Origin of the sequence: Algoriphagus machipongonensis (assembly GCF_000166275.1) — a bacterium.
GTDB classification, from domain to species: domain Bacteria; phylum Bacteroidota; class Bacteroidia; order Cytophagales; family Cyclobacteriaceae; genus Algoriphagus; species Algoriphagus machipongonensis.
Window position 1 is genome coordinate 2,973,615 of the sequence record NZ_CM001023.1, and the last position, 22,208, is coordinate 2,995,822.

Annotated in this window: 16 protein-coding genes and 1 pseudogene; 7 read left to right on the forward strand and 10 right to left on the reverse strand. The window is 38.1% G+C overall.

Annotated elements, in window-relative coordinates; all coding sequences use genetic code 11:
- Positions 1 to 67 precede the first annotated feature (67 nt).
- Complete coding sequence (locus ALPR1_RS12420; protein WP_008201135.1) at positions 68 to 910, forward strand: alpha/beta hydrolase; 843 nt, start codon at positions 68 to 70, stop codon at positions 908 to 910.
- Between the two features lie 38 nt (positions 911 to 948).
- On the opposite strand, the gene ALPR1_RS12425 is transcribed toward ALPR1_RS12420, so the two are convergent.
- From ALPR1_RS12425 to ALPR1_RS12440, 4 genes are all read right to left on the reverse strand, one after another.
- Positions 949 to 2,400, reverse strand: coding sequence for a TolC family protein (locus ALPR1_RS12425; protein WP_008201136.1), 1,452 nt, complete (start codon positions 2,398 to 2,400; stop codon positions 949 to 951).
- Entirely contained in the window at positions 2,387 to 5,539 is a 3,153-nt protein-coding gene (locus ALPR1_RS12430; protein ID WP_008201137.1) for an efflux RND transporter permease subunit, read from the reverse strand. The genes ALPR1_RS12425 and ALPR1_RS12430 overlap by 14 nt, the downstream gene beginning before the upstream one ends.
- 34 nt (positions 5,540 to 5,573) lie before the next feature.
- Positions 5,574 to 6,752, reverse strand: coding sequence for an efflux RND transporter periplasmic adaptor subunit (locus ALPR1_RS12435; RefSeq protein ID WP_153231812.1), 1,179 nt, complete (start codon positions 6,750 to 6,752; stop codon positions 5,574 to 5,576).
- Between the two features lie 576 nt (positions 6,753 to 7,328).
- Entirely contained in the window at positions 7,329 to 8,276 is a 948-nt protein-coding gene (locus ALPR1_RS12440; RefSeq protein ID WP_008201140.1) for a DUF4097 family beta strand repeat-containing protein, read from the reverse strand.
- A gap of 302 nt (positions 8,277 to 8,578) precedes the next feature.
- Between ALPR1_RS12440 and ALPR1_RS12445 the strand changes: the two genes are divergently transcribed.
- From ALPR1_RS12445 to ALPR1_RS12455, 3 genes are read left to right on the forward strand one after another with little or no spacing between them, the layout of a single operon-like run.
- Entirely contained in the window at positions 8,579 to 8,896 is a 318-nt protein-coding gene (locus ALPR1_RS12445) for an antibiotic biosynthesis monooxygenase family protein (RefSeq protein WP_008201142.1), read from the forward strand.
- Positions 8,897 to 8,925: 29 nt separating this feature from the next.
- Positions 8,926 to 9,534 (forward strand): hypothetical protein, encoded by a 609-nt coding sequence (locus ALPR1_RS12450; RefSeq protein WP_040302806.1) that lies wholly within the window; start codon positions 8,926 to 8,928, stop codon positions 9,532 to 9,534.
- 5 nt (positions 9,535 to 9,539) lie between these two features.
- The gene (locus ALPR1_RS12455) at positions 9,540 to 10,607 is read left to right on the forward strand and encodes an alpha/beta hydrolase (RefSeq protein ID WP_008201146.1); all 1,068 of its coding nucleotides are present in this window, start codon (positions 9,540 to 9,542) and stop codon (positions 10,605 to 10,607) included.
- A gap of 25 nt (positions 10,608 to 10,632) precedes the next feature.
- On the opposite strand, the gene ALPR1_RS12460 is transcribed toward ALPR1_RS12455, so the two are convergent.
- From ALPR1_RS12460 to ALPR1_RS12490, 6 genes and pseudogenes are all read right to left on the reverse strand, one after another.
- Positions 10,633 to 12,540, reverse strand: a complete 1,908-nt coding sequence (locus tag ALPR1_RS12460; protein WP_008201148.1) for a sialate O-acetylesterase — start codon at positions 12,538 to 12,540, stop codon at positions 10,633 to 10,635.
- 84 nt (positions 12,541 to 12,624) lie between these two features.
- A pseudogene (locus tag ALPR1_RS20820) lies at positions 12,625 to 13,098 on the reverse strand (glycoside hydrolase family 9 protein); the annotation flags it as partial.
- Between the two features lie 107 nt (positions 13,099 to 13,205).
- A complete protein-coding gene (gene xylA / locus ALPR1_RS12475; RefSeq protein ID WP_008201154.1) occupies positions 13,206 to 14,519 on the reverse strand; it encodes a xylose isomerase in 1,314 nt (437 codons plus the stop codon).
- 29 nt (positions 14,520 to 14,548) lie between these two features.
- A complete protein-coding gene (locus tag ALPR1_RS12480) occupies positions 14,549 to 16,051 on the reverse strand; it encodes a xylulokinase (RefSeq protein ID WP_008201156.1) in 1,503 nt (500 codons plus the stop codon).
- 17 nt (positions 16,052 to 16,068) lie between these two features.
- Entirely contained in the window at positions 16,069 to 17,712 is a 1,644-nt protein-coding gene (locus tag ALPR1_RS12485; protein WP_008201157.1) for a sodium/sugar symporter, read from the reverse strand.
- Positions 17,713 to 17,831: 119 nt separating this feature from the next.
- Positions 17,832 to 18,644, reverse strand: a complete 813-nt coding sequence (locus ALPR1_RS12490; protein WP_008201159.1) for an aminotransferase class IV — start codon at positions 18,642 to 18,644, stop codon at positions 17,832 to 17,834.
- A 164-nt stretch (positions 18,645 to 18,808) separates the two neighbouring features.
- Between ALPR1_RS12490 and sdaAB the strand changes: the two genes are divergently transcribed.
- Genes sdaAB through ALPR1_RS12505 form a run of 3 tightly spaced genes read left to right on the forward strand, consistent with a single transcriptional unit; the run spans position 18,809 to position 22,137 of the window.
- Positions 18,809 to 19,486, forward strand: a complete 678-nt coding sequence (sdaAB, locus tag ALPR1_RS12495; RefSeq protein WP_008201160.1) for an L-serine ammonia-lyase, iron-sulfur-dependent subunit beta — start codon at positions 18,809 to 18,811, stop codon at positions 19,484 to 19,486.
- A 14-nt stretch (positions 19,487 to 19,500) separates the two neighbouring features.
- A complete protein-coding gene (locus ALPR1_RS12500) occupies positions 19,501 to 20,838 on the forward strand; it encodes a TolC family protein (protein ID WP_008201161.1) in 1,338 nt (445 codons plus the stop codon).
- A 3-nt stretch (positions 20,839 to 20,841) separates the two neighbouring features.
- The gene (locus ALPR1_RS12505; protein ID WP_008201162.1) at positions 20,842 to 22,137 is read left to right on the forward strand and encodes an efflux RND transporter periplasmic adaptor subunit; all 1,296 of its coding nucleotides are present in this window, start codon (positions 20,842 to 20,844) and stop codon (positions 22,135 to 22,137) included.
- The last annotated feature ends 71 nt before the right edge of the window (positions 22,138 to 22,208 follow it).

Sequence of the window (22,208 nt, forward strand, 5' to 3'; positions counted from 1 at the left end):
TCCTTTACTAATTCTCATAACCTGATATATATATCTACCCCTAATCTTTAAAAAATAGCCCAGCAATATGATTACAAAATCTGTTCTGATTCTTTGCTTCTTTTGTTCAACCTTTCAAATTGGTTTTGCTCAGGAAATAATTCCATACAAAGAAGTCGACACCACCAAATTGTATATGGAAGTCATCTATCCGGAAAACATGCAGGAAGAGGAAAGCTATCCTGCGATGGTTTTCTTTTTTGGAGGAGGTTGGGTAAATGGAGCAAGATCCCAATTTGAACATCAGGCGGATTATTTAGCCAAAAGAGGAATAGTCTGCTTTTTAGTTGATTATAGGATAAAAAGTCAACATCAAACCACCCCATTTGAATCTTTAAAAGATGCTAAATCTGCAATTCGATTTATTAGGAAAAACGCATCTGAATATGGTATTAATCCTCATCAGATAATCGCTGCTGGAGGATCTGCAGGAGGCCATTTAGCCGCTGCTACAGCTTTAAGTCAAGGTTTTAATGAAAGTACTGATCAACTGGATATTAGTCCGGTCCCTAATGCTTTGGTTCTTTTTAACCCAGTGATAGATAATGGTCCGGGAGGTTATGGTTATGAAAGAATTGGAGAAGCTTATCCAAGTTTTTCTCCTTTACATAACATTAGAGCAGGTGCACCTCCAACCCTTTTTTTATTGGGAACGAATGATAATTTAATCCCTGTAGTGACGGCTGAATATTATCAAATGGTTATGGAAAAAGTGGGAAGCAGATGCGACTTAATTTTATATGAAAATCAACCCCATGGCTTTTTCAACTACCGGAATTTTGAATTTTATCAAAAGACAGTTCAAGCCACAGATGATTTTTTGCAAAGCTTAGGTTATTTGGAAAAAGAACCCAAAGTGGAAATAAAATAGACGTTTAGCATCTATGATATTCCCACTTCCATAAAGGATCATTCACCTTGCTCTACAAATTGAGAGGCTCCTCCTAACGATTTATAGAGGCTGACTATACTTTCCAGCTGTTGTGTTTTTAAACTTACATAATCCAGCTCAGCCTCTAAAGCTCTATTTTGGGAGTTGATTACGTCCAGATAATTTGCATACCCCACTGAAAACATGGTATTGGCATTACTGATGGATCTTCTTAATACTAAAACCTCCTCTGTCTTAAATTCCAATTGCTCATCTAAAGTAGAATAAGCATTGACCACCTGTAGCACTTCCAAATACGCATTAAAGACCGTCTTTTCGTAATCCAACCATGCAATTTGCTGAGAGGCTTTTGCCTGTTCAAAATTTGCTTTAATTCTCCCTCTATTAAATATGGGTGCTGTCAATCCTGCGCCTAATTCATAGACAGTTGAACCAGGAGTCAAGAACAATTTACTAAAGTCGAAGGCATTGAAACCAGCTCCACCAAACAAACGGACAGCAGGAAAAAAAGCAGCTCTTGCCTCACCTACATCTGCATGGGATGCTTGGAGCTCAGACTCGGCTTGTAAAATATCTGGTCTTCTGACAAGCAAATTTGCTGGAACCCCAATTTGAACGATTTCTGGTTCAAAATTCACCTCTGACAAAGTAGTTCGCTGTAAATTCACCTGATAGTCTCCCAAAAGCCCTTTAAGTGTCAATTCAGTAGCTTTTAACTCTCTTTCTTTTTCCTTTAATAAGGATTTAGAATGCAAAAGCAAAGCCTCAAATTGATCCACCGCTAATTGGGTTTCTTTTCCCGATTCTTTCAAATCTTTGGATAAACCGAAGGCTACTTGCTGATAAGAAATATTCTTTTTCAATATGATAATTTCCTCGTCAAGGCCTACCAATTGGTAATACAACTTTGCTACTTGAGCTACTAGCTGAGTTTGAACTAAATTGGCAGCTTGTTGTGTAGCCATCCATCTCGCTATAGATGCCTTCTTTCTGTTGGAATATTTACCCCAAATATCTATTTCCCATGAAAATTGTGCCCCAACAGAGAAGTCTCTATAAGGATCAGGAATCTTTTCATCTTCAGTAATATTCGTAGAAAAATTGGTGTCATAATTACCTACCCCATCCATCGTGTATTTACCAAACTTCTTTTGGCTGGCACCAAGTACTCCGTTGATTTGAGGAAGCATTCCCATTTTGCCCATTCTCATTTGAGCATTGGCAATTTGGATTTTCTCCATTGTTTTGAGTAAATCAAAATTTTTCTCAAGTGCCAGGTTAATCAGGTTTTTCAACCTGGAATCTTCAAAAAACTGCTCCCAACTTTGATTGGCCAGGCTATTAGAAGAATCTCCTTCAATTTCAAACGCTGATGGGATTTCGTTTTTCTCAGGGATTTCATAGCTGGATTTACAACTTCCCAAGAGGAGTAAAACCAGGACTAATAATTCGAATCTATATTTCATCATGAGGTAATTCTTTCGGCTGGGAATCACTTTTCTTTCTTGAGGCTAATGTTTCAAATACCACATATAAACCAGGGATAAGGAATACTCCTACAACAGTTCCAATCATCATCCCTCCTGCTGCGGCTGTTCCGATCGTTCTGTTTCCAATAGCTCCTGCACCGGAGGCAAGAGTCAATGGAATCAATCCACAAACGAAAGCAAATGACGTCATCAAAATAGGTCGTAGTCTTTCCACACCTCCATGAAGTGCAGACTCAAGAATTCCCATTCCTTTATTTCTACTTTGAATTGCGATTTCAATAATTAGGATCGCATTTTTTCCCAAAAGACCTATCAACATGACTAAGGAAACCTGAGCGTAAATATTATTTTCCAATCCTGTCAATTTGAGAAGAAGAAAGGCTCCAAATATTCCTGCTGGCAAAGAAAGGATAACAGGTAGCGGCAATAAATAACTTTCGTATTGAGCTGCTAACAGTAGATAAACGAAAACCAAACAAATGGCAAAAATGTAAATTGCCTGATTTCCAGAAGCTATTTGTTCCCGGGTAATTCCAGACCAATCTATATCAAACCCTCTTGGCAAAAACTCCAAAGCTGTAGCCTCTACAGCCTGGATCGCATCTCCACTACTAAAGCCAGCGGCTGCTTCCCCATTGATCATTGCTGAGGTATACATATTGTATCTGGTCAACTGTTCAGGTCCATATACTCGCTCCAGTGTGATGAAGTTAGAATATGGGATCATATCTCCACGGTCACTCTTGGTGTACATGCTAAGCAAGGCCTCTGGATTAGTTCTGTACTCGGGAGCAGCCTGAATCATCACTTTATACATCTGACCGAAACGGATGAAATTCGAAGCATAAAAGCTACCAATGAAGCTTTGAAGGGTGAGCATGGCGTCTTCTACCGAGACCCCCAACTTAGCTGCCTTATCATGATCTACATGTAGAATGTACTGGGGAAAACTAGGGTCGAAATTGGTAAATACCCCATTCAGTTCAGGTTTTGAATTTAAAATCTCCACAAAATCCTGAGTAGTTTTTGCAGTAACTCCCAATGGACCTCCTGTTTTATCCAAAAGCCTCATTTCAAAACCACTGGCATTTCCAAAACCTGGAACACTGGGAGGTGGAAAAAATTGAATTTCTGCCCCTGTAATATGACTCACCCTGTCTTGGTATTCTTGAATCAAATCATTGACACTATGTTCACGATTTTCCCAAGCAACCAAATTGATCATTCCCATACCATAGGAAGCTCCTGCAGTTTCCGTCAATAAACTATAGCCTGCAAGCGTGGATATCGTTTCTACCTCCTCTAATGGCAATAAAGCGGCCTGTACATCGTCTAAAATCACTTTTGTCCGCTCCACTGTCGCCCCTGGAGGAGTGGTTACGTTGACATAGATCATTCCCTGATCTTCGGTGGGAATAAAGCCTGTTGGCAATACACTGGAAACCCCAAATGTGGCAAGTATAAATACACCTAAAATCCCAAAAGTAATCAACTGCCTATTTGCTATCCGTTTAAGGACATTGGAATATTTCCCAGATAATGCATCGTATCGGCGGTTAAATCCATCAAAGAATTTTTGTACCAGTCCTTTTTCATTTTCCGGAGTATGCTTTGGCGGTTTTAACAGCATTGCGCACAATGCTGGGGATAAGGTCAGGGCATTTACTCCAGAAATCACAATTGCAATAGCCAAAGTCAAAGAAAATTGCCTGTAGAAAATACCGATAGGGCCCTCCATAAATCCTACAGGAACGAACACTGCAGACATCACCAATGTGATGGCGATAATTGCTCCTCCAATTTCCTTCATCGCTTCTACTGTGGCATCCATCGCATTCATTTTCAGGTCATGCATTTTCACATGGACTGCCTCTACTACCACAATAGCGTTATCGACCACAATTCCAATGGCGAGGACTAAAGCAAAGAGCGTCAACATATTAATAGAAAAACCAAATAGATCCATGAAAAAGAAAGTACCTATAAGGGAAACAGGTACGGCAATGGCAGGAATGAGCGTTGACCTAAAATCCTGTAAAAAAATAAACACAACGATGGACACTAAAATAAAAGCTTCTATCAAGGTTTTGATTACTTCATGAATAGAGGCATCCAGAAAACGAGATACATCATAAGACACATTAAAAATCATTCCTGGAGGAAAGGATGATTCTTGCAGTTCACCCATTTTATCCTTGATATTGCTAATAACCTCCCTGGCATTCGATCCCGGTCTTTGCTTTATCATAATAGAGGCTGATGGACGACCATCTGTAATTGAGGCCATATTATAATCCTGCGAATCAAAGGTTACTTCGGCTACATCTTTGATTCGAAGTAAAGATCCATCAGGTAAAGCTTTTAGGGTAATGTTTTCATAATCAGTTTCCTGATTAAACTTACCGGTGTATCGCAATACATATTGCAACATTTGTGGATCCTGATCCGAGCTAATCCCAGATTTCCCAGGAGCAGCTTCCACATTTTGTTTTCGAATGGCGGCTGTAATATCCTGAGGAGAAATATTGTAGGCCACCATTCTATCAGGGTTCATCCAGATTCGCATGGCATATTCTCGAGACCCCATTATTTCTACAAATCCCACCCCATCGATTCGTTTTAATTCAGGCAGGATATTAATATCGGCAAAGTTGTACACAAACTTTTCATCCTGAGTCGTATCCGAAGTCATGATATTCAGATACATCAGCATGCTGTTTACTTCTTTTTCAGTCATTACACCTGCACGAATCACCTCTTCAGGTAATTCATCAATGACAGTAGCTACCCTATTTTGTACGTTTACTGCCGCTTGATCAGGGTCTGTTCCAACTTGAAAAACGACTGTGATCACCGTTACCCCATCATTAGTATTGACAGAATTCATATACGTCATTCCAGGAACACCATTGATGGCGCGTTCCAAAGGAGTAGCAACAGCTTTTGCCAAAACCTCTGCGTTGGCACCTGTATATTTAGCTGTAACTGTTACCGAAGGTGGAACTATTTCTGGGAATTGGGTAATGGGCAATGAGATCAGTGAAAGCCCTCCCATAAAGACTATAATTACCGAAATGACCGTGGATAAAATCGGTCGTTTGATAAATAATTCAAACATGATTTTTTACTTGAAAGAAAATTGAAGGAATGATTTAGAGGGAATGGTAAAGGGTATCATACGCCTCTTGTTCAGGCACATTGACAGGGGTTATGACACTTCCGTCTTTCACTTGCTGAATACCTTCATAGATTATCTTATCACCAGGCTCAAAACCTTCAGCCACATAAAAAAGACCATACCTTCTAATCGGTTTAAAGCTTCTTACTTTCACAGTATTTTCCTTATCCAGGATATAAACATAATTGTATTCCTGTATCTCAAAACTTGATTTTTGGGGAATCAAATAAACTTGTTCCATTTCATTCGTCATCATGACTTTTCCACTAGCACCATGCTTGATCAAACCCTCTGGGTTGGGAAACCTAACCCGAAAAGCAATTGAGCCTGTTCCGGTTTCAAAATCTGCCTCCATGGTTTCCAGCTTTCCCTTGTAGGGATAAACATTTCCGTCTGAAAGGACTAATGAAATCTCTTTTTCTAAAAGCTCCTCTTCTCCATTTTCTTGCTTCTCTCTCATGTATCTCAAATACTCATTTTCATTCACCTTGTAATAGGCGAAGATTTCAGAAATATCAGTTATATGAGTCATTAGTGATCCTGGAGAAACCAAGCTTCCCGTTTTGAAAGGTATTCTATCTACAATTCCATCAAATGGAGCCCTGATAACGCTATAAGAAAGTCCAGTCTCAGCATTTTTTACCATTGACTCTGCCTGCAGAATACCAGACTCAGCCATTTCTAGTTTAGCCTTTGCCAATTCCAACTCAGAATCTGTTATGATTTTTTTATCAACTAAAATCTGAAGTCTTTCCACCTCTAGCCTAGCAGCCTGTGCCTGAGCTCTTTCCTGCATCAAAAGCGCTTTACTGCTATTCACAATTTCTCCTAATTCAGAAGAATTTAACTTAAAGAGCGCTTGTCCTTTCTTTACCTCCTCACCTTCATCCACATAAATCTCCTCGACAAAACCTTCCACCTTCGCTCTTACTTCAACAAATTGGACGGCCTGAATATCACAAACATAAGTCTGCGGAACATCAATTGTCTGGGCCTTAAGCTCCATTACTGGAATACTTAATGGTTTGTCTTTTTTGCGACGACGACCTTCACCGTCACCACAAGAAACCATCGTCATTAAAATTAATGCCGAGACCAAAGTCTTAGCATAAGATGAAAACAGAAATTTCCTTTTAGTAAAAAGAATAATCATGGGTAGTAATTCAGCTAGTTTTCTCAATCCACCAATACCCTTGCATTGATGGTAATTCACCCTTTAAAATCAACTTCATTTCAAAGCACACTCTTTTATTAAACGGGTAGAGCTAAATTATATTATTTATAAAAAAAAGGGAAATCCATTACACGATTGGTTAACAACACTGCATTTAATTATCATTAAAATATTTAAACCTTCTTTTTTAACAGGAATTTCCATTAGACATTTTGCCTATAATTCTCAATTTGAGACATTAATAATAATCATCTGTTTTTCAATATTTTATAAAATATAATTTTGAATAAACACAGAGGGTATTATAGACTAGAAAGTAAAACCTTTCTTAAACATTTTTTTTAAGTGACAAATAAAAATCTGACTTAAAAATCTATCCTATAAAAACCATGAATCTGTAACAAAAAAAACAGCCCCATATCTTATTTAAAAAATTTCTTCCCAAGAAAAAATAGTCAAAAATTAAAATATTAAATCTTGCATTTCCTGCGAGGTTAAAAAGCAAAAAGCCCCGATTTTCATCGGGGCTTATGGGTGATTGTGAACAACTTTTCACTAATTCCTTATTTCAATCCTGCCGCTTGATACGGCGCCAGACACGGTATAAGGGGAACCATTATCTATTTTCAATTTTCCACCAGAGGAACTGTTTCCTACTTTTAGATTACCACTATTTGCAGTCAGATCATAGTTGAACTCACTCAAGTCAGAGAAAGTTTGAATATTGATCGAACCGGAATTAGCATGAAACTCCGAGCTTCCACTCAATCCTGAGTTGACTGCCTTGATTTTCCCAGAGGATACTTTTAAGAACCCTAACTGCTCCACTCCTATCAAATTAATGTTTCCTGAATTTAGAGTTGCCTCCAATAATCCTTCAACATCATTCACTTGTAAGTTTCCTGAAGAACCATCCATAGTTACGTTCCCCTGAACTTTTCCTAAAGAAACATTTCCGGAATTGACACTTACTGTTAGCTCGCCTATCAGATAATTTGCCTCAATCTTCCCAGAACTTGCTTTCAATTGAATGCTATTGGCTTCAATATTTTGAGCTACTAAATTCCCTGACCCAGCACTTATTCTAAAATCATCAGCAAGGACATTAGAAACTGTTCCTTTACCGGAACCGATTGCTATATCCAATTCCATTTCTTCTGGGCCATTCAGATATATTCTTCCTTTATCTCTTCCGCTTCCGAATAGCTTTTTCTGATCAAGCTCAATGATCAACTTTCCTTGCTCCTCACGATACTTGATTTCATATCTTCCTTTTTTTGAAGATTCCAATAAAGCATCCATTTGAACAGTGGTCATTTCAGGGTCTCCTAGGTATACTACATCCAAGAATCCTGATTCTATTTCAACTTCATTTATTCCAGTAAATTCTTCGTTTATTGTCTGAACTACTTCTAATTCTTGATAACATGAGCTCAAAAGCACAATCAAAGAAAATATGGATAAATTTATTTTTATGTTATTAAAGTTCCTTTTGAATTTCATAATGTGTAGATTTTATAATATTGTTTCGTTTTCAAATTATTAATCCACTGCATGCATACAAATGTACGACCTTTTTTCAGTGGAGGTTTTTACTATTTAGATTTCTTGACATAAGTCAAATCGGTATTAGTAATATTCTGTTTAAGTTCTTGGTGGAGAATTATTTTTTTGCCTTCCACAAACAGCCCTATCTCTGAGTAAACCTGTGTTTATAGCCATTTTGATTGGATTTTTGTATTAGTTTCACATCTTTGATTCTAAGACAACCCAAGTCTCTTTTCCCCCTATTAAAATTTGTAAAAATGATAGCAAAGACTCCAAAACCTCCATATTATGCGGTGATTTTCACAAGCTTACGTTCTGACCAGGCAGAGAATTATTTAGAAACCGCCCTGGAAATGGAGCGATTGGCGGCCCTTCAAAAAGGATATTTAGGTCATGAGACTGCTCGGGAGGACACTGGTATTACTGTAAGTTATTGGCAGGATCTGGAGTCAATCAAAAACTGGAAAAACCAAAGTGATCATTTGATCGCACAAAAAATGGGTAGAGAAGCTTGGTACACTGCTTATAAAACAAGAATATGTCTCGTAGAAAGAGATTATGGTTTCGAACTTTAGTTCTATTTTTGAATAATAATCAACAAAAGATGAAACAACGTATTTCTCAACTTAAAAAAGGGGTTGCCAGTACACTGATCTTGTCATCCTTATACATGTCTATATTGATTCTGGGTGCTTGCGTTGATGCTATGGATGATCCATATCCATTTGGAAAATGTCCTGATGCAAGAGATGCCAGAGTAATAGATTTGAATGTTTATTACGCACCTTATGAAGATTCAAGGTATGCTATAGAAACTGATACAGTTTCTTTCTCCGATTTTGAAATCAATTTGGAATTGATCCCAGAAGTAATTTCAGAAAGTAGCATATTAGGAAGTCTTCCTGGGACCGCCTATGCCTTATCATGTATAGCGACTTATAACTTTAAAAATATTTCCAATATCAGCATTACGCTCTTAGAGCCTTTTGGGGGTTTAGAGGCAGGAGCTGATATTTCTGACAATATCATTGTTAAAAATAATATAAGTCTAAAATCTCTCGAGGATTTTGATAATACATTTAATCACTTCAGAGGGGTTATAAATCTTCTTCCTACCAATTACGATCAATTAAAAACAAGAACAATTATAACATTGAAAAATGGATCTGAAATTGTTGCTGACTCTAGCTCACCTTACTTAAAAGTAAACTAACCAATATGTTACGTAAAATATTCCTTGGGATTTTCGCTGCAGCCATCGTTATGGCCATACTCTATATGGTAGGTCCCAAGTTGGATAAGGAGCAATTAGTTATCCAATACCCTGAAATCCCAACTAGGATGTCAGAACTTGAAACTTACGTAAACCAAAGAGAAGACAGCGTAAATGGCTTAAAACCAGGAAATGAAGCATATATCGTCTGGGCAGATAGTTCAAACAAGAGAAAAACTCCTTATTCAATCGTCTATATTCATGGATTCGGAGCTAGCCCCATGGAAGGTGATCCGGTTCATAGATTCCTTGCCGAGCATTTTGGCGCTAATCTATATGTCACAAGACTACCCGAACATGGAATAAAAAGGCCGAACGCCTTCGAATACCTAACTCCACAAGTTTTAGCAAATGCCGCTGGTGAAGCTTATCAAATTGGCAAAGCTCTAGGAGATTCAGTCGTGGTGGTTGGAACTTCTATGGGAGGAGCTTTAACATTACTACTAGCAAGTCAACAACCTGATATTAAGTCCGTTGTTGTTTATTCTCCGGCAATCAGAGATCAGGGAAATAAACTGGAATCCTTATTTGTCCCTTGGGGTAAAAAAATTATGGAATGGTTTCTCACCGACAATAAAGTAATGCATACTCAAAGAGAAGGAGAAAAAGCAAAATATTGGTCAGAAGAATATCATATGCACGCCCATGAAAGCTTAGCGGTTTTGTTGTATGGAATGATGAATGAAAAAACTTTCAAAAAAATAAATCAGCCATTATTTCTAGGCTACTATTACAAAGATGAAAAGGAACAGGATCCTGTGGTAAGCGTAGCAGAAATGCTGAAAATGTACGATCAAATCAGTACACCCGATGCTATGAAAAGAAAGGTTGCTTTCCCAGAATCAGGAGATCATGTCATTGCTAGTTCTATTACCTCAAATGATTGGGAAGGTGTATTATTTAGTACGATAGACTTCCTCGAAAATGTGGCAAATATTCCATCTAAAGAGGAATATAGCCAAAAAGTAAAGGAATTGAATGAGTTAAATGAGGCTATTCCTACTATGAATTAGTTAATAAAACCTTACGTTTTTTTCTCTAATTACTTTCAAAGGAATAACGGAACGGGGCAGTCGGTAGCCCTAAGGCATTCACTAAATTGACTTCAGGGTTATCCGCCCAGGCATATCGGATTTCAACAGGATTTGTTACATCAAGGTTTAAAACCACTTCATTGACACCAGAAATTTCCCCTGAGACTTCTTGAAATCTACCGGATGATGTCTCTACAATAAAGCCTTTGACTGAATTGTCTCCATCTGAGATTTCCAATCCACCAGCTACATCTTCAAAAGTCACAACAATTTTACCTTCCTGAATACTTGCACTTTTAAAGACAGGTCCATTAGCCACAATATCCTCGTTATAGGCAATTTTTTTAGCTTGTAGCCAAAGTCTTTCACCTACATCTTTTTTGTTTTTGGGATGAATGTCTCCTGCTTCTCCAATATCAATAATTACTGCCATACCCGTATTTGGCAAACTCAACGTTTTTGATTGAGCTTCTCTTAAATAGGCCCAATCACTCTCAGGCTGAGGGGATTTACGCTCCATGAAATTTGCTAACTGAACAAATAGGAAAGGAATATCACCAAGTCCCCACTTTGACCTCCAATTAGTAATCATTGCTGAAAAAAGCTCTTCATACTCATCTGCTCTCCCTGCATTGCTTTCTCCTTGATACCATATTACTCCTTTGATGGGATAAGAAACAAGCGGGTTAATCATAGAATTATACATCATTCCAGGCTTCCAATTTACTTTTTCTACCTTTGGAAGCTGAGGTTCAACAATATTTGTTGAATATGCCCAATTGCCTTCTAGAGATATTTTATTGCTGCCTTGAAGAATATACATTTCTCCTGATTCTCCTACTCGAGGCTGATTGTTCCACGTATTTATTGCTCTTATCGTCAAAACATTCGTTCCTTCATTCAACCATGAAGCTGGAATATCAATCTCTGGAACCGGAACTCCCCAATCTTTGTAATGTAAAAGATTTCCATTGAGATAGATGTAAGCCATTTGATCAATGTTTGACAGGTGAAGAACTGCTTCCTGTGCTGTGGCTAGTTTAAATCCCTTCCGTATCCAAGCAATATCCTGCATGGGATTTGATTTGGGGAGGTTAATGGTCCCCCAACCCGAATCATCATAATCAATCGATGCAACTTGCAAAGCTTGCAAAGAGTCTGGTCCTGTGACTAATTTATTTCTCAGGTCACTATTCTTCTCATTTTCCAATACTTTTTTCTCCCACTCTTCAGCTTGGTCAATTATCTCCTTTGCTTCAGCACTATAACTTGCATCCATGGAAGCTAAAACTGATGCATCTGTCCAACCTTCAGCAGGTGTTCCTCCCCAATTGGATTCAATGATTCCCACCGGCACATCCTTTTCCAAATGATTCCTTTTAGCAAAAAACCAGGCTACTGCAGAAAAATCCGGTAAGTTTTCTTTATTGGCTACTTTCCATTCTCCTCCCTGAAGATCCTCTTGAGGCATTGCACTATAACTGTGGGGAACTTTAAAAAATCTAATTTCTGGATTTCCACCTTCCGAAAATTCCTTTTCTGCTCCTATAACATCGGATTTCAAAGCCCATTCCATGTTGGATTGACCTCCAGCCAGCCAAACATCTCCAATGTAAACATCTTCAATTTCTTGATTATTGACTTGAAGGACAAAAGGGCCTCCTGCCTTTGCCTCAGGTAGCTTAAGACTCCAAGTGCTGTCAATTGCTACCTCGGTACTCCCCATAAGCCCAGCAATAGAAACCCTTACTTTTTTATTAGGAATTCCTTTTCCCCAAACATGAACTTTTTGATTCCGTTGGAGGACCATGCCATTTTCAAAAATTATAGGTAGCGTAACTTCTGAATCAAATTTATCTGTATTACATGCAAATAAGCTACAGCAAAAAAGGATGATGAGATATCGTTTCATGGGATTTTGGGATTGACAATAGAAAAATGCTTAAAAAAAACGAAAGACCATATTCTATCAAGAGATTTATAATGCTTTCATTAATTAATTTACTTGATTTTCAATTGCTTCAATACCATTTACCAAATAAGCAAATGCCGCATTCCAATTGATTGCAATTTCATTGGAAGCATAACTCTTAGTATCATCTACATAAGACATGTCAGGTACCTTGCTTGGATATTCTAAATTATCTTGCTGCCCTGGGTTGGGACCTCCAACCAGAAATCCAGGGATAGGAGGCAATTCAGGCCTATATGCTACCAGTCAATGATGAGGGTGTAAAGGGGTATTTGCCCCAAAGCCGGTAACATAAGAATAACCAGTTGCATTTCTTCCCAATAAATAATCAAGAATCCCTTTTGATACATCCAAATAAGCTTTGTTATGACTTATTAAGAAGGCTTTTATCAAAAGTATCCCCTGATTTGAAGCCACAGCATTACTTCCCCAAACAAAATCTCTTGGTGAACTCCCCATGGTTATTTGGAAGGCACTTGACTTTTGGTTTTGATAATAGCCATTTGCAGCTTCTTCTAATACTCAAGATTTTGAGTATATGAAAACCAAAAAACCCGATGGAGAATATCCACCGGGTTGATTCAGCTGATTAAAGCTTTATTGTTTTAGATAAATCTATTCAAAAGATTTTCGAAGTATTCTTGCTTACCACTGGTCATGGCTGGCTCACCATTTTCAGCTGCATAATTTCTTAAGTCTTCCAAAGTAAGGGCTCCATTTTCGAAGTCCTTTCCTTTTCCACTATCATAACTTGCATACCTAGCTTTTCTTCTTTCTAGGTAATCAGATTTCTCCAACATATCCTGAGCAATCAACATACTTCTTGCAAAAGCATCCATACTACCGATATGCGCCAAGAATAAATCATCTTGATCTGTTGAGTTTCTTCTGATTTTTGCGTCAAAGTTTACTCCTCCACCTTGAAGTCCTCCAGAAGTCAACATAACAAGCATGGACTCTGTCAATTCTTGTAGATTAATGGCAAACTGATCCGTATCCCAACCATTTTGGTAATCGCCTCTATTGGCATCAATACTTCCTAGCATTCCTGCGTCAGCAGCAACTTGAAGTTCGTGCTGGAAAGTATGTCCTGCAAGAGTAGCATGGTTTACTTCAATATTGATTTTGAAATCCTTATCAAGACCATATTGTCTTAGGAAGCCAATTACAGTAGCAGAATCATAATCGTACTGGTGTTTAGTTGGTTCCATTGGCTTAGGCTCAATAAAGAAAGTTCCTTTGAAACCATTCTTTCTAGCATAGTCTTTTGCCATTGTAAGGAACTTAGCCAAATGCTCAGTCTCACGCTTCATATCTGTATTCAGCAAAGACATATATCCTTCACGTCCACCCCAGAACACATAATTTTCACCATCAAGGGCGATAGTTGCATCAAGGGCGTTTTTCACCTGCGTTCCAGCATAAGCCAAAACATCGAAGTCCGGGTTGGTAGAAGCACCGTTCATATATCTAGGATTACTAAATACATTCGCAGTTCCCCAAAGCAATTTCACACCGGTTTCTGCCTGCTTTTGCTTGGCATATTCCGTGATAATCTGCATTCTTTTTTCGTACTCGGCGACAGTAGGACCTTCGTCGATTAGATCCACATCATGAAAGCAGTAATATGGGGCACCAATCTTAGTGATAAATTCAAAAGCTGCGTCCATCTTGTCCTTGGCTCTTTGAATTGGGTCAGGGTTGGCATCCCAAGGGTGAACAATAGTTCCGGGTCCGAATGGGTCATTGCCTGTTCCACAGAATGAATGCCAATAAGCGATAGAGAACTTAAAGTGCTCTTTCATGGTCTTACCGGCAATCACACGGTTTTCATCATAATAGCGAAACGCCATTGGGTTATCACTATCCTTACCTTCAAAAGGAATTTTCTCAATTGAAGGAAAAAACAATTTTGACATGTTAATATAATTTAGGTTACTACAATAGGTTATACTTTAAACTTCTGGATTTTTTCCAACTGGCTTTTCCAATGGGAATAAACCTCTTCATACTGCTCGAAAAAGTTTTCATTTGGCTCCACAGTCTCTAACAACTCCAATCCTTCAAAAGCCTCACTTTCACTCTTATACAAGCCTATACCAATTCCTGCCCCTCTTGCTGCTCCCTGAGCTCCGTCAGTATCATACAGCTCCAATACTACTTTATTCATGTGAACAAAGGTTTTTCTAAATATGGGGCTCAAAAACATATTGGCTTTACCAGCTTTTACTGTTTTCAAGTCCATTCCCATATCCTGCATGATTCTGAAACCAAAAGTCAGGGCGGATACAATCCCTTCCTGAGCGGCTCTAATCATATGTTTTTTATCATGCTTTAGTAAATCCAAGCCCATCATATGAGCTCCAACTTGTTTATTCTGCATGATTCTTTCGGCTCCATTACCAAAAGGTATGAAGGATAATCCATCTGCTCCAATTGGAGCTGAACTACCCAAGTTATTCATTTCATCATACCCAATTTTCGCGGCACCCATTAATTTTTTTATCCAGCTATTGAGGATTCCTGTGCCATTGATACAAAGTAGAACTCCATAAGAAGGATTTTCTACGGTATGATTAACATGAACAAAAGTATTTACTCTCGAAAGTGGATCATACAAAGGAGTATCACAAACCCCATATACTGTACCTGAAGTACCTGCTGTGGTAGCTAACTCACCTGGCTTCAATACCTCCAAAGAAAAGGCATTATTGGGTTGGTCTCCTGCTCGGTAAGAGACAGGAACACCTGTTTCAATACCTGTTGCCTCTGAAGCTTCCTTGGTAACTGTCCCCTGTAAGGAATACGAAGGTAATGCTTTTGGCAACCATTCCTTAGAAATTTGGTAGGTATCTAATACTTTTTGACTTACACCGTTTTCTTTGAAATCCCAAAAAATCCCTTCGGATAGACCTGTTTCTGATGTTAATATTTCTCCTGTTAGCTTCATGGCGATATAATCACCGGGAAGCATAATTTTATGGATTTTAGCAGCTAACTCTGGCTCATTTTCAATCACCCACCTTAGCTTTGAAGCAGTAAAGTTCCCAGGAGAATTTAATAAATGAGGTAGGCAGTAATCCTCTCCCATTTCTTTAAAAGCTTTTTCTCCAATCCCTACAGCTCTACTATCACACCAAATAATCGATGGTCTTAAGACATTTTGGTCCTTATCAACCAAAACCAATCCATGCATTTGGTAAGCAATCCCTATTCCTTTAAGCTCACCTGCTTTCACAGATGATTTTGAAAGCACATACTTACTAGCCTGTTTAATATATTTCCACCAGGTTTCTGGGTTTTGTTCAGCCCAACCAGCTTCTGGTGCTTGAATCTCCATTTCTTCCTCTGGAAAAGCTTTGCTACAAATAGCTTTTCCCGAATCTGCGTCTAAAAGGGACGCCTTTATTGAAGAACTTCCTATATCAAGCCCTAACAGTAATTGTCTCATGAATTAGTTAATTGAATTTACCAGAAAACGATATATAATGCAGCTGTAATACCTGCAATCAAAACAGCACCAATTTTAAAGGTAGTACTGGTTTTGAATAGCTCTTTATTGATTTCGATGCTATTTGGATGATCTTTCCCTTTACCTTCTACTAAACTGATGATAATCATCAGTGCAGCTAAAATTAAGAATACCACACCCATTCTATCAATGAATGGTAAATTTGGTAAGCCTACTTTCAACACAAATGACAAAGGAATACTCAATGCCGCAGCTGTTAAAGCAGCGTTTGAGGTAGTTTTTTTCCAGAAAACTCCGAAGAAGAAAATCGCAAAAACTCCTGGGCTAATAAAGCCTGTATATTCCTGGATAAATTGGAATGCCTGATCCAATTGACCTAAAGCAGGCGCAACTATCGCGGCAACTAGGAAAGCTACAAAAGCGGTAATTCTACCTACTTTCACTTGTTTAGCCTCAGATGCTCCTTTACTGAAATACTTTTGGTAAATATCCATCGTAAAGATGGTAGAAGTACTATTTGCCATAGATGCCAAAGAAGAAACAATCGCTGCTGTCAATGCTGCAAAAGCAAGACCTTTCAAACCAACGGGTAATAACTGAAGCAGCGTAGGATACGCTCTATCAGATTTTACCAAGTTGGTAGCTGGATCTTTCATGGACTCTATGAAACTCACATCAATTCCATTTTCAACAATAACGAATGCTGCAATTCCAGGAATCACAACAATCAAAGGCATTAATAACTTAAGGAAACCTGCGAAAATCATCCCTTTTTGGGCTTCATCCAGATTTTTAGCCGCCAAGGCTCTTTGGGTAATATATTGATTGAATCCCCAATAGCTCAAGTTGGTGATCCACATACCTCCTACTAACACAGAGATGCCAGGTAAATCAAGGTATGCATCTCTCACTCCTCCAGCTCCATCAGGAATCATCATTTCACCCTGTGACAATATCATAGAAAAATGACCTGGAACTTCTCTTCTCAATAAACTAAGTCCTTCCCAAGCATCACCAGAACCAACCATTTGAAGGGCGATGTAAGTCGTAGCAAGTCCACCCGCTACAAGGAAAACTACTTGAACCACGTCAGTCCATGCAACGGCTTTTAGCCCGCCATAAATAGAATAAATCATGGCAAAAGTTGCCAAACCTAGAATCCCATAAATCATGGGTACATTTAGGATAGTATTTAAACTTAAAGCTCCTAAGTATAAAACAGATGTAAGGTTTACAAATACATACAACAAAAGCCAGAATACCGCCATGGTGGTTCTTACTCGGGTATCATAACGATCTAATAAGAATCCCGGCATGGTATAAATTCCTTTCTTGATATAGACAGGCAAAAAGAAAATCGCAACTACCAAAAGTGTCACGGCTGCCATCCATTCGTAGGTCGAAATTGCTAATCCTAACGCAAATCCGGAACCAGACATGCCGATAAATTGCTCAGCAGAAATATTGGAAGCAATTAAAGAGGCTCCAACTGCCCACCAGGGAAGTGCTTTGGATGCAAGAAAGTAATCAGAAGAGTTTTTTACGTGCCCTTTCTTTTCTCTGGATACAAAAATGCCCATACCGACGATGAGCAAACAATATCCAATGAAAACTATCAGATCTAACGGTTCTAAAAGCATAATACAGTAGGTTGGGGTTTGGGCTTAAGGTTTAAATTATCTGTCAAAAATTTAAGACAAGGCGATAAATATAAGACTTTCATTGAAAGGACTAAAAATAATTTATCCTGATTATTTTTTCAGTCGAAAAGACCTTCTAAAAACGAGAGGGGTTTTGTCGAATATTCAATTAGCCCAATCTTACCTAAATAGCTTATTCCCATAGCATTACTCACCCAAACTGTATCTGCTTTTGCTAAATGTTCCGGCAAAAATGATCCTTCATGTAATTCTAGTCCTTTTGCTGTCAAAGCTTCAATAATCACTCCTCTACCTACCCCTGCTAAACAAGAACAGCGTAATGAGGGGGTAAAAATTTCTGATCCTATCTTCCAAAAAATATTAGCTGAACCAGCCTCAGAAATAAACCCTCTTTGATCAAGCAATATGACTTCATCCATCTTTTTTTCCTCCCGCTCCTTGTTTGCCAATACATAAGGAAGCGAATTCAATGTCTTCAGTTGACTCCAAGGATTAGGAAAAAGGCAAATCTCATTTGTGATAAATGCTAGTTTTTTTATTTCTGGCGCTTTTGAAAATTCTTTAATAAATAGAATTTGATGAACTTCAGAAGATTGAGGTGTATACGTACCCGATTTTGCACGGAATACATTCCATCTAATCCTGAGAGATTTTTTTCCAAATGTGGATTCTAAAAATTTCTCCAAGCCATCTATATCCACTTTATCTTCGCTGAGACCAAGTAACTCCAAGCCTTTTTTTAACCTAGCTTCATGTTTTTCAGAAAATCGAATTTCACCATTTTTAAAAACCATAGACTCAAATAGTCCATCTCCAAAATTCATTCCTCGGTTAGAAATGGGAAAGGAATCCGCTGAATCCCATTTCATCAATTTATCATCAAAGACGTAGTTTGTCTCAAAATCGCTCATTATTATGTTCAATTTCGGTCAGTTCGAAAAAATGTCAATTTATTAAACAGTTAAAAGTAGCAAAGAAATCATCCTTGCTATTGAAAATTGAGGGATAAATTACATTTTTGAGTAGAATAACGATCTATTCAATTCATTAGCATTAATATTGGGTAAAATTTTATATGGCAAATAAAAGTAGCGTTTTTGATATGATCGGACCTGTCATGATTGGACCTTCTTCTTCACATACTGCAGGTGTTGTTAGAATTGCTAGAGCTGCCATCAGAGTTCTTGGAAAGAAACCGCAGAAGGCGGTTATTACCTTTTATAATTCATTTGCCAGGACCTATGAGGGCCATGGTAGTGATCGAGCGATAATTGGAGGTTTGATGGATTTCAAAACCGATGATCCAAAAATCAAAAATGCTTTACAAATTGCGGAGGAAATTGGATTTGAATATCAATTTAAGTCCATTGGAAATTCTTCTATTCACCACCCTAACACGATCAAACTTATCTTAAGTTATGAGGACAGACAAGTGGAAGTAATCGGTGAAAGTTTAGGAGGAGGAATCATTAATATTGCAGAAGTTGATGGTTTTGTAGCAAATTTTTCTGCCAAAAATCATACGTTAATTATCAAAGCTGAGGATGTTTCTGGTGCTATTGCATTTATTTCTAGTGTAATTGCGCAGGAAAAAACGAATATTGCAACCATGTCAGTATCTAGGAAAGGCAAAAATGATCGTGCCTGCCATGTTATTGAAATGGATTCCGGCATTCAGGAAATCACACTTCAATACCTTAAATCTCTCCCTTGGATTAAGGAATTAATTTATATTCCAGATATCGACTTATAATTATTTATCAACACATGAAAAAGAGCTTTTTTAGCTTCCTATTTATTTTAGGATTAGGATTTACTGCTTTTGCGCAAGAGATAACGATTCCAGAAGGACCTATTGACCTGGAAACGGCTGTTGCCATCGCATTGGAAAATAATCTTAATTTAGAAAGAAGCGAACTTAACCAACTAGCCAACGAAGCGACCCTCTTGCAAAATAAAGGGGCTCGGTATCCATCTCTTTCTGCAGGTGGTTCTACTAACTTCAACTGGGGTAGATCTATTAACCCTGCAACCAACTTATTTGAAACTCAACGAATTGGTAACATCAATTTAAATGCGTCTTCAAATGTGACTTTATTTAACGCAGGAAGGATCACCAATAATATCAATCAAACGAAAGTAACTCTAGAGCAGGGTCTTTATAATATTGAAGCTACGAAGAATACCATCATTTTGAATGTGATAAACAATTACATCAATGTGGTTTTCAATCAAGAGCAGGTAAAAATAGCTGAAAGTCAGTTGAACGTGACCAATGACCAGCTAGAAAGAACCATTAAACTTGTTGAAGCGGGTTCTCTCCCCTATTCAGACCAATTAGATTTACAATCTCAATTAGCAACTAACAATGTTGACTTGATTAATGCCAAAGCAACTTTAAATACTTCTTTGCTTACGCTTGCTCAGGCGCTTCAAATCCCATTTACAGAGGATTTCCAAATACAGAAACCAGATCTAGATGTAGATGATACCTTTATGGTCACAGAATCTTCTGCATCTATTTATGATGTAGCTTTGGAAACCATGCCAGAAATCAAGGCAGCAAGCCTTGGAGTCTCTATTGCTGATTATGGGATCAAGTTGGCAAAAGCAGGGTACTATCCAACTTTGGCAATCGGAGCCAACTTAGGTACCAACTATGTAGATATTTATGATGAGAAATTTGCAGATCAAATTGATTTCAACTTTTCTCAATCAGCAGGTCTTCAATTGAGTATTCCACTTTTCTCCAGAATGAATAACAAAGCAGCCGTGCAGCGAGCAAATGTTCAAAAACGACTTGCTGAAGTAACTGAGTTGGAAACAAAAAATCAGTTGAGACAAGATATTGAGACAGCCTATACCAATGCTTTAGCATCAGAACAATCTTACCAAGCTTCCTTGACTAGAGTTGAGAACTTGAAAGAATCTTTTAGAATTGCGCAGCAAAGGTTTGAGCTTGGAGCTATTAATTCAGTAGACTTTCAAGTAGCTCAAAACAACTTGTTTTCGGCACAATCTCAACTTATCTACGACAAATACACATATATTTTCAGAGTAAAAGTGCTTGATTTTTACCTGGGTAATCCAATTAACTTAAACTAAATCATGGCTAAACAGAAGTCTAACAAGCTCTTGTATTACCTACTAGGTGCAGTAGGTGTAATTATTGTTTTTGCTATTATCGGCCGTGCAGCTGGCTGGGTAGGTGGAGCAAAAGAAACTGAAGTTGAATTTGCCAAGGCAAAAAGAGCGCAGATAATAGAAAAAGTAAGTGCTTCCGGAGAAATCCAACCTGAGGTAGAGGTTAAACTATCCCCTGATGTTGCAGGTGAGATCATCGAATTGAATGTGATTGAAGGTGACTCAGTTGCAGAAGGAAAACTTTTGGTAAAAATCAGACCTGATAACTTTATTTCAGCACTTGATAGAGCAAAAGCAAACTTAAACCAGCAGATGGCAAACTTGGCTCAAGCCAAAGCTAGTCTACAAAGATCTGAAGCACAGTTTACTCAAGCTGAACTCAATTATAACAGACAGAAGGGATTATATGAGCAGAAAGCAATCTCGGATGCTGATTTTGAAACAGCCCAAGCAAATTATATCACGGCTCAAAAAGATCTTGAAGCTGCAAAGCAGAATGTTATCGCATCTGAATTTGTTGTAAAAAGTTCTCAGGCAACCGTAAATGAATCAGCTGAAAACTTGAGGTTAACGAATGTTTACTCTCCCGTAGACGGTATTGTTTCTAACCTTCTTGTAGAGAAAGGTGAACGTGTGGTAGGTACTCAGCAAATGGCAGGTACAGAGATGTTGACCATTGCAGATTTATCTAAAATGGAAGTTAGAGTAGATGTGAATGAAAATGACATAATCCGCCTAAGTATGGGTGATACCACTATCATAGATGTGGACTCTTACTCTTCTACTGGCAAGAAATTCAAAGGTGTAGTAACAAGTATTGCAAATACTGCAAACACCAAAGCTTCTGCTGATGCAGTAACAGAATTTAAAGTGAAAATCAGAATCCTGAATAGTTCCTATCAAGATTTAGTGGATGAAGGAACAAAATATCCTTTCCGACCAGGAATGACAGCTTCGGTTGAAATTCTTACTACCACCTTAAACAATGCCTTGACAGTACCCCTTTCTTCTGTAACCACTAGAGATAATCAAATGGATACCTTAGCTGGCGGAAGTACTCAACCAAAAGAGTTGGTATTTGTAAGTGAAAATGGTGTTGCAAAAATTAAGGAAATTAAAACCGGAATTTCAGATTTTGAAAACATTCAGGTTTTAGAAGGAATCACAGAAGGAGAAGAAATCATCTCCGGACCTTACTTCATCGTCAGCAAGCAATTGAGCGAAGGTGATTTGGTGAAGAAAATGGGAAATGAGAATTAATCTATTTCACAAATTGCAATAACAAAAAAAGCTCCTTTTGAGGAGCTTTTTTTGTATCTGCCATCCTGTTT